This window comes from Cupriavidus sp. 05L411 (assembly GCF_056398045.1).
In genome coordinates, this window is sequence record NZ_JBFTOQ010000029.1 from 88,506 (window position 1) to 97,922 (window position 9,417).

The 9,417-nt window shown below is 62.8% G+C and carries 10 protein-coding genes; all 10 read right to left on the bottom strand.

Translation table 11 applies throughout. From position 1 onward, the window contains the following. Nucleotides 1-35: 35 nt before the first annotated feature. Complete coding sequence (locus AC1DQR_RS28125; protein WP_416050115.1) at nt 36-1,328, bottom strand: M20 family metallo-hydrolase; 1,293 nt, start codon at nt 1,326-1,328, stop codon at nt 36-38. A 40-nt stretch (nt 1,329-1,368) separates the two neighbouring features. After that, nucleotides 1,369-2,658, bottom strand: coding sequence for an amidase (locus tag AC1DQR_RS28130; RefSeq protein ID WP_477134179.1), 1,290 nt, complete (start codon nt 2,656-2,658; stop codon nt 1,369-1,371). 12 nt (nt 2,659-2,670) lie between these two features. Then, nucleotides 2,671-3,396: an ABC transporter ATP-binding protein gene (locus AC1DQR_RS28135; protein WP_477134180.1), complete on the bottom strand. Its 726-nt coding sequence runs from the start codon at nt 3,394-3,396 to the stop codon at nt 2,671-2,673. Next, nucleotides 3,393-4,178, bottom strand: coding sequence for an ABC transporter ATP-binding protein (locus tag AC1DQR_RS28140; protein ID WP_416050112.1), 786 nt, complete (start codon nt 4,176-4,178; stop codon nt 3,393-3,395). The genes AC1DQR_RS28135 and AC1DQR_RS28140 overlap by 4 nt, the downstream gene beginning before the upstream one ends. Then, the gene (locus AC1DQR_RS28145; RefSeq protein WP_477134187.1) at nt 4,175-5,359 is read right to left on the bottom strand and encodes a branched-chain amino acid ABC transporter permease; all 1,185 of its coding nucleotides are present in this window, start codon (nt 5,357-5,359) and stop codon (nt 4,175-4,177) included. Before AC1DQR_RS28145 ends, AC1DQR_RS28140 begins: the two co-directional genes overlap by 4 nt. Nucleotides 5,360-5,372: 13 nt before the next feature. Continuing rightward, nucleotides 5,373-6,302 carry a branched-chain amino acid ABC transporter permease gene (locus AC1DQR_RS28150; protein ID WP_477134181.1) on the bottom strand — a complete coding sequence of 310 codons (930 nt, stop codon included), beginning with the start codon at nt 6,300-6,302 and terminating at the stop codon, nt 5,373-5,375. Between the two features lie 140 nt (nt 6,303-6,442). Continuing rightward, nucleotides 6,443-7,618, bottom strand: coding sequence for a branched-chain amino acid ABC transporter substrate-binding protein (locus AC1DQR_RS28155; RefSeq protein WP_150985396.1), 1,176 nt, complete (start codon nt 7,616-7,618; stop codon nt 6,443-6,445). 385 nt (nt 7,619-8,003) lie between these two features. Continuing rightward, complete coding sequence (locus tag AC1DQR_RS28160) at nt 8,004-8,312, bottom strand: hypothetical protein (protein WP_477134182.1); 309 nt, start codon at nt 8,310-8,312, stop codon at nt 8,004-8,006. A 30-nt stretch (nt 8,313-8,342) separates the two neighbouring features. Continuing rightward, on the bottom strand, nt 8,343-8,642 hold the full coding sequence (locus AC1DQR_RS28165; protein ID WP_477134183.1) for a hypothetical protein: 300 nt from the start codon (nt 8,640-8,642) through the stop codon (nt 8,343-8,345). A 316-nt stretch (nt 8,643-8,958) separates the two neighbouring features. After that, the coding region (locus AC1DQR_RS28170; RefSeq protein WP_477134184.1) for a hypothetical protein at nt 8,959-9,417 on the bottom strand (459 nt) is incomplete at its 5' end.

Below are 9,417 nucleotides of genomic sequence, written 5' to 3' on the forward strand. Positions count from 1 at the left end.
TCCGTGCAAGACAAGTTGAAGATGAAGAACCCAGGTTACTGGCTCGCCAGCGCGACCACGGTATAGGCCAGCGCCTGCGCCCCAAGGAATAGTTCGTGCGGCGCTGTTTCCTCTGCCGCGTTATGGCTGATCCCACCTTTGCTGGGCACAAAAATCATGGCCGTGGGGCAATGCTCCGCCAGGTACATGGCATCGTGGAACGCGCCGGATGTGAGGTGCAGCGGCTTGCCCTGCGATGCCTGCTCGCTGGCCCGCGCACAGGCCCGCTCGATCAGGTTCAGCATGGCAGCGGGAAAGTGCGTTGGCGGGCGCCGGAAAAAGCATTGGTACGTGATGCCGCCCTGGCGCGGCCGAGCCTGCGCCACCACAGCAGCCAGCATTGCCTCGAAACGCGCCAGCACTGCCTCGTCCACGCAGCGCACATCAATCGTGAATTCTACCTTGCCCGGAATCGTGTTGACGGAGTTGGGGCCGACCTGCCAGCGGCCCAGCGTCAGCCGCAACTGGCTGGCGGCCTCGGCGGCGGCGTAGGTGTACAACTGGTGGGCAATGCCAACGGCGGTAGCCATGGCATCGCTGCGCTCGTCCATGGGCGTGGTGCCCGCATGCGCCATCACGCCGGTGCATTCCACGCGGTACCACCGCACACTCTGGATGCCGGTGACCACGCCCAGCGGCACGGCCGCGCGCTCCAGCACCGGGCCCTGCTCGATGTGCAACTCCACGCAGGCCGACATCGGCCGCTGCATCGGGCGGCGCGGCACATCGTTCGTGGCGGCAAGCGCGGCATCCAGCGCATCGCCGAAGCGGATGTTGGCGCCGTCCACCGACGCGCGATACGCGGGCAGGCAAGCCGGGTCCACAAACGCGCTCGACCCCATGGCCCCGGGCCCGAAGCGGCTGCCTTCCTCGTTGGTCCAGGCCACCACTTCGATCGGGCGCAGCGTCTCGATGCCGGCGTCATTGAGGGCCGCGATGACTTCGAGCCCGGCCAGCACGCCGTAGGCGCCGTCCAGCTTGCCCCCGACCGGCTGCGTGTCGGCATGGCTGCCGGTCAGCACGGGCGGAAGGTCCGCCTTGCCAGCACGGCGGAAAAACAGGTTGGCGCAATCGTCCGTACTCACCTCGCAACCCAGCGCGCGCGCCTGCTCGATCAGGTAGCGCCGGGCGGCAAGGTCGATATCGGTCAGCGTTTCACGGGAGACGCCGCCATCGTCCCGACCGCCGAAAGCGGCCAGCGCGGCAATGGCCGCCTGCAAGCGGCCACTATTGACATGGTCCTGCGCCTGTTCTGCCGCGTGCTGCGCCAGCGGATCTTGTTGAGTCAATGGATTCTCCTCGGATTCAGATCGGTCATATCGCCGCGCTTCAAGCCACGCAGCGCTCAAGCGTCTGCGCAGCCGCAAGCACGCGCGCATCGCCCCGGTGCGGGCCAATCAGCGTCACGCCCACCGGCATGCCGTGCGCACCCGTGCCGGTAGGTACATGGACACAGGGATTGCCAAGCAGCGTCCACATGCGGTTGAACATCGGATCGCCCGTCGCGCCCAGGCCGGCCGGGGCCTCGCCCGGCGCGCTCGGTGCGAGGACGATGTCGACGGACGCGAACATCTGCTCGAAGGCCCTGCGCGCGGAACTGGCAAGCGCCTGCGCGGCAAAGAAGCGGCTGCCATCGATGCCGCGGCCCGCCGCCAGCAACGCGGCAAAGCCAATGCTGAAACCATCGGGCCGCGCGCGCATTTCCGGCGCGAAAGCGGCTGCGGCTTCGTACGCCATGATGTCGATCTGGGCCTGCGTCAGTTCATCGAACTCCGCCGGCAGCAGCAGGTCGCTCAACACGGCGCCATGCCCCTCGAGCAAGCGCGCGGCCGTGTCCAGCGCACGCCGGCTGTCATCACCCGCGCGCTCCCAATGCGGCGTGCGGCAAATGCCAACGCGCAACGGCATCGCCTGCCCGGTCTGCGGCGGCGTGAGCGGCAGGCGCGCCATCGCGCCGATGAAGAAGGCCGCATCGTCGACGCAGCGCGCCAGCACGCCCACGGTATCCAGGCTGGGCGCGAGCGACTTGATGCCGGCCGACGGCAGCGTGCCAAAGGTCGGCTTGTAGCCGACCACACCGCAATAGGCAGCAGGACGGATGATGGAGCCGGCGGTCTGCGTGCCGAACGCGATCGGCACCATGCCGGCAGCCACCGCCGCCGCCGATCCGCTGGACGAGCCACCCGGTGTGCGCGGGGCATCGGCGGGGGCGCGCGGGTTGCGCGTGGGCCCCGGCTGGAAAGTAGCGAACTCCGTGGTCACGGTCTTGCCCATGACCACCGCACCCGCGGCGCGCGCCATTGCCACGCAGGCGGCATCCATGACCGGCCGATGCCCGGCGTAGATCGGCGAGCCATACGTGGTGGGCATGTCGGCGGTGTCCATCAGGTCCTTCACGCCGATGGGCAAGCCGTGCAGCGCGCCCAAGGCAGGCCCCGCATCCAGCAACCGTGCCTGCTGCAATGCCTGCGCCCCATCGAAATGCTGCCAGGCCAGAATGCCGGCCTCGGCGGCATCGATGCGCGCGATGTACGCGCGTACCAAGGCCTGCGCGCTGAGCTCGCGCCGCGCCATGCGTGCCGCCAGCTCACGCGCCGGCAGTGCCAGGAAATCGTTCATGCCTGTTCTCCTTCAGCCGAAATACGCCGAGCGCACTTCGTCGTTGCTGGCCAGCGCTTCGGCCGTGCCCTGGGCCACCACGCGCCCTTGCGACAGCACGTAGCCGTAATGCGAAATGGCCAGCGTCTGCCGTGCGTTCTGCTCGACCAGCAGCACGGTGATGCCCAGTGCGTTGATCTGCTTGATGACCTTGAAGTTCTCTTTCACATACAGCGGCGACAGCCCGAGCGACGGCTCATCGATCACCAGCAGCTTCGGCTCCGCCATCAAGCCCCGGCCAATCGACACCATCGCCTGCTCACCGCCCGACATCGTCCCCGCCAGCTGCGCCGCCCGCTCCTTCAGGCGCGGAAAGATATCGTAGACCTTGGCCAGCCGCTCGCGCACCCGCGCCGCGTCGGTCTCCAGGTACGCACCCAGCGCCAGGTTCTCCGCCACCGTCATACGCGGGAAAATCTTGCGCCCCTCCGGGATGCAAGCGATCCCGGTAGCGATGATGTTGTGCGTCTTCTCGCCAGCCAGGTCCTTGCCATTCCACAAGACCTGGCCCTGGCGCGGTGGCGTGAGGCCGAGGATGGCGCGAATCAGCGTGCTCTTGCCCGCGCCATTGGCGCCGAGGATGCAGGTGATCTTGCCAGGGGCCACGTCGATGGAAACGTCATGCAGCACGTTGACCTTGTCATACCCGGTGGTGAGCCCTTTCACGCTGAGCGTGCCGGGGGAATCGAGCGTGCTCATGCGGCTTCCTCTCCAAGGTAGGCGGTCTGCACATTGGCGTCGGCGGTGATTTCCGTGTAGGTGCCCTCGGCGATCTTCTTGCCATAGTTGAGCACCACGCAGCGGTCGGTAATGCGCTCGATCACGTTCATCTCGTGCTCGATCAGCACCACCGACAAGTTCGGCAGCTTGCCGCGCACATCCAGGATGTCGCTCATCAGCGCATGCGTTTCGTCATGCGTCATGCCGGCGGATGGCTCATCGAGCAACAGCAGACGCGGCTGGCTCATCAGCGCGCGGCACACCTCGATGCGGCGGCGGTCGATCATGGTGAAGGTCTCCACGGGCTCGAACAGCCGCGCCACCAACGGCGGGCTGAAGATATTCAGCAGCCCCTTCACCTTCTCCACATAGGCGTCGTACTCCGCGCGAAACGCCTTGCGCCGGAACAGGTTGAACACCAGCCCGTGCTGCATGTGCTGGTAGTCGCCGATGACGATGTTGTCGAATACCGTGAGCGGCAAGGACAAGCGCGAGCGCTGGAACGTCCGCGCCACGCCGCTGCGGTAGATGTCCTGCGGCGTCTTGCCGATGACGTTCTCGCCGTTGTAGGTGATGGTGCCGCTGCTCGCCTTGTACAGGCCGGTCAGCACATTGAAGAAGGTCGTCTTGCCCGAACCGTTCGGCCCCAGCAGCCCGAGGATCTCGCCCTCGCGGATTGTCATGTCCAGGCTGTCCAGCGCGGTCAGGCCGCCGAAGCGCATGGTCAGGCCCTTGACTTCAATCATGGTCTTGTCACTCATCGCGAAGTCTCCCGGCCAAAGAACAAGCGCGTCTTGCGCGGCAGCAGCCCATCGGGGCGGAACAGCAGGATGGCGATCACCAGCGCCGCATAGAAGAGGAAACGGTACTCCTGGATGAACTGCAGCTTCTCCGGCAGCACCAGCACGATGATGGCCGCCGGAATCAGGCCAACCGCATTGCCCAGCCCGCCCAGGATCACGATCGACAGCATCAGCAGCGAATCCGAGAACGTGAAGTTGTTGGGCGCCACGAAGCCGGTGATCATCCCGTACATGCTGCCCGCGATGCCCGCGAAGAAATTGCCCAGCATGAAGGCCACGACCTTCCAGCGCGCGATATGCAAGCCGAAGGTGGCGGCGGCCGTCTCGTCCGTGCGCACCACGTCCATGCTCAATCCCACCCACGAGCGCTCCAGCGCCTTTACCGTCGCAAAGACACCGGCACAGATGCCGAGGCTGATCAAGGCATAGCTCACGTAGAACGACACGTCGACACCCGCCACCGTAAAGCCGTCGTTCAGCGCGTAACCAAAGATGGTCATGCCCGGCACCTGCAGACCCTGCGGCCCGCCCAGCACATCGTTGACCTCGATGAAGGTCTTGAACAGGATGCCGAAGGCGATGGTCACCAAGGCCGCATAATGCCCACGCGTGCGCAACACCGGCGTGATCAGCATCGAGCCGACCAGCGCCGCGATCACGCCCGAGATGACGATGATCAGCAAGTGCGGAATGCCGGTGTGCATGGCCATCACGGCAGTGGCATAGCTACCAATGCCAAAGAACGCCGCGCCCGCGAAGTTGGCCACGCCAGAGAAGCCAAACTGCAGCGTCAGGCCGAGGCAGGCTGTGGTGTACAGCAGCACGGAGCAGATCATCAGCAGCGCGAAGTGTGCATCGTAGAACGCGGCGATCAGCGCCAGCGTGCCGCCCACCGCCCACAAGCGGGCCAGGCCCGGACGGCTGGCGCCGGCCTCCTCGAGTGCGCGGTTGGCGCCCAGTTTCTGGCCGGCAATGACCGCCACGATGGCAACGGCCAGCAAGATGGCCACGCTGAGCTGCGACTCCGCATGCAGGAACAACCACATATAGACGGTCAGCGCGATGCCGGCCAGCGCCAGCACCACGGCGGGATTACGCTTGCCTGATGTGTGACTCTTCGGGGTGTTGATGGTGCTCATGGTGTTCATGGTGTCAGACCCGCTCACTGGATTTTTCTGCGATCAGGCCGGTCGGCTTCCAGGCCATCAGCACGATGACAACGGCGAAAGCGAAGACGTCCTTGTACGCGCTCGGGATATCCGGAATCAGCGCAGGCAATGTGGCGCTGCCAAGCACCTGCAGTGCGGCAAACAGGAAGCCGCCGAGGATGGCGCCGTAGATGTTCCCCAGCCCGCCGAGAATGGCCGCGGCAAAGCCGATCACGCCAAGCAACAGCCCCACATTGAAGTTGATCTCGTTGTAGTACAGCCCGTTCATCACGCCCGCCAGCGCGGCCATGCCCGAGCCCAGCGCGAACGTCAGCAGCACCACCGCCTCGAAGTTGATGCCCATCAGCCGCGCCGTTTCGCCATCCTGCGCCACCGCGCGGATCGCCATGCCGAAACGGGTACGCGTAATCAGCAGATGCACGCCGACGATGATGGCGATGCCGGTAGCCAGCAGGATCAGGTTATCGGCACGCAGCGACAAGCTGCCCAGCTCGATGGAAGCCGTTGGCAGCAGCGCCGGGAACGGCTTGGGGTTGGAGCCATCGGGATAGAACAGCCGCACGGATTCGCGCATCACCGTGCCCAGCATCAGCGTGGCCAGCAATGTATTGAGCGGTGCCGCCTTGCGCAGCGGCAGGATCAGGAATTTTGCAATCGCCGCGCCCAGCAGGCCGGTCACGCAGATCGCGCACAGCACCACCGCCAGCAAACGGATCCAGGGCGACTGGATGTCGAGCATCAGCACACCGGTGGACGCCGTCAGGCCAGCAAACGCGCCGACCATCAGCGTATCGCCGTGCGAGAACTTGATCACATCCAGCACGCCGAAAAACAGCGTAAATCCCACGGCGACCATGGCATAGATCATGCCGAGCATCAAACCGTTGAACACGTATTGGCCAATCTCACTCATCGAGTTCCCCTCCCCCCCCATCCAGACAAGAAGCCAGACGCCACGCGCACTCGGCCACGGGCCGCCGCGCCTTGCGGTCGCGGGCCCGTGGATTCGTGGGATCGTGGAATCGTGCTTTTCTGGTTTAACGCTGCAGTGATTTACAAGCCGGCGAGCTTCTTCTTGCCCTTGCCGTAGGTGCTGTCCTCCCAGATCACCCACTTGCCATCCTCGACCACATACTTGGTCACCAGCGGCACGATGTTCTGGCGATGGTCGTCGAACGTCACCTTGCCGATGATGGTGTCGGCATCCTTGGTCGCATTGAGCGTGTCGCGCACCTTCTTGCGATCCGGCCCCACCTTCTCCACCGCATCCATGATCAGGTTGGCCGCGGCGAACGCAAACGGGCCATACGCCTCAGGCGGATCGCTGTACTTCTGCTGCGAATACTTGCCCGCGAAGAACAAGCCGCCGGGCAGCTTCTCCCACGGCGCGCCCTCGATAAAGGCCAGCGAGCCCTCGGCCTGCTCCTTGCCCGTACCCTGGATATACGCATCGGACTTGATGCCCGACGTCCCCTCGAACTGTGCCTTGATGCCCAGCTTCTCCATCTGCGTGCGGATGCGCACGCCCAGCGGCGTGAGGCCGCCAAAGTAGACAACGTCCGGCTTCAGCTCGCGGATCTTGGTCAGCTCCGTCGTGAAATCCTGCTGGTCGGCCGTCACGCCGAACGTACCCAGCACCGTGCCACCGTCCTTTTTCAGGAACTCGCTGAAGTACTTGTTATGGCCTTTGCCGTAATCGGTGGTGTCATGGATGATCGCCCACTTCTTGTAGCCCAGGCCCGTCATGAACTTCGCCGCAACCTCGCTCTGGTTGATCATCGTGCCATTGACGCGATGGATCTCCTTGAAGTTATTACCGTAAGTGACATCCGGCAACACCGCGCCCCACACCACGGCCGGCATGCCAAAGCGGTTGTACACGCCAACCGTGCCCATCGCCACGGCCGAACAGAAATGCGTCACCCCCGCCACGATGCTCTTGTCGGCAGCGATCTTGGTCGCCACCTGCACGCCCACGTTAGGGCGGCACTCATCATCCTGCGTGACCAGCTCATAGGTGTACTTCGACTTCGGGTCAGCATTGCGCAAGCGAACCGCCAGGTCGGCGGAGTTGCGCCCGCCCAGGCCGATGGACGACACGCCGCCAGTCAGCGGGCCCACGAAGGCAATCTTGACGACATCCTTGGCGGCAGCCGGCGCGGACATCCCGGCCAACCCGGCCGAGGCCAGCAACAAGGCAGCGGCAACTACGGTGTTCTTCTTGCGCACTCTCATCCCCTTCGACACTTGGACAAACGGTTGGTATTCAAGTAACTCGAGCAAAACTACGCGTTACTTTCTCTAAATTCAAGTTACTTGAATTCTGCATCGCAACAACCATGCCAGTGGCTTTGGGGGTACCCAGGGATGGAAAGCACCGCAATGGCGGCCGAAGACGCCCATGGCAGGCGGCAAGTACGTGCGCACGGCACGGTTCTGGTGCGCCGCCGCACCAGAAGTATGGAAAGTTGGGGAACGCAGGGATGTCGGTGCCGCGCGAAGGGGCGGCCAAGCCAGGCCGTTGCGTCACGACCCACCACAAGTAGACCAATCGGAGCACCAGAGCCACATTACCGCCACAGGTGTCGCCGGCGATCGCGCCGCCAGACCACAACTATTGCCTGGACACTGCCCTTCGCGGAATATCGACCTGTCCGAAGGAGCGATATTCCATCACCCCGTCGCGCACAACGATCAACGCACCAACCAGCGCGGCGGAATCTGCAGGCATGCAGGCCGCATCGAGCACGAGGCGCGCTGCGATGGCCGCACCCGGGCGCAGCGTAAGTAGCTGCGTCGGGAGATCCGTGCCAGCGGTAATCGGCAAATCTGCAGAGATGAGATCTCTGCAAAGCCCGGTGTGCAGGTCCTTGCCTGATAGTGCAATCTCTATTACGTCGGTGCCAGGGTTGGATATGGACACACGGAGATAGCCGGGATCGTCGTCATCAACTCAGCCAAAAATCCTCCATAGCTCCTGCCTGACATAGTCAATCCGAATATTCTTAATTGCTCTTTCCTCTGCAGTTTCTTTTTCTATATAAAAATCGGAGAAGCCGGATTTCGAACCCGCCAGGACCCTATATATTGAAGCAGCTTCACGGAACCGTGGATCATCCATATCGCGACACTCTGAGATGGCCTCGATTACCGCAGAGATCCCAGGCAAGAACGCCAACCCGCCCTCCTTCCTATAAATTTCCAATAACTCCGTGAGTATAATTTTCACGGGCTCCGTACTTTTATTTTCCATTTTCCAACTTTATACCAACTGGCTGCCCAGCAGGCTCACCCTTTCGATTAAAGTACTTGTACCGGGCTAAGGTGCTGCACACGAAGCGAAAAAACTTGCGCCATCCATACCTCGATATGACGTATAGATGAAGCAAAAGGAAAACAGTTCCATTGCTCCTCCTCTTAAGCACCCTTTTAGTACGCCAACTGTTCGTCAACTAAAGATTAACTGCCTTAACCTCGGTTCGAAAATCCGGACACTCTAAAGTATCTCTCCCAGCCGAAGCCGGGTCTGTCGCTATTGCTCACTGGCCGGTAGTGGCAATCGTCCAGTGTCAGTCGAACTCGATCTTGCACTCGCTCAATGGAAACAGGCGGCCGTCCGAGACCATGAACTTATCGCCTTCGATCCGGGCCAGCAGAAGGTGCATCGCCTGTGCGCCAGCCTCTATGTCCTTCCGCCAGCCCTCAAGGTCGCCGTGGTAGCCAATTGCATGAAACAGCTGACCACTAGACAAGGTGACCTTACAACCTCGCTCGTTAACTCCTCCGCTCTTGGCATTCGGCGGATTGGTGAATTCCGTTAGGGTGAATTCCGTTAGGTTTCTAAATTGCTTTCGGAACTTGTACTTACCATCATCAGCAAAATAGACAAACTCCGTACCCTCTACAGCGACAGTGCCCGGGATCACCCGAGCGCCCTGCCTCTCAAGCTTCCCGCCTAGAGTCTGCTCTAGCCGCTCCAATTGGCTGGTCATAGCTTCCTTCCTCATCACTTGGTCGGAGTGATCACG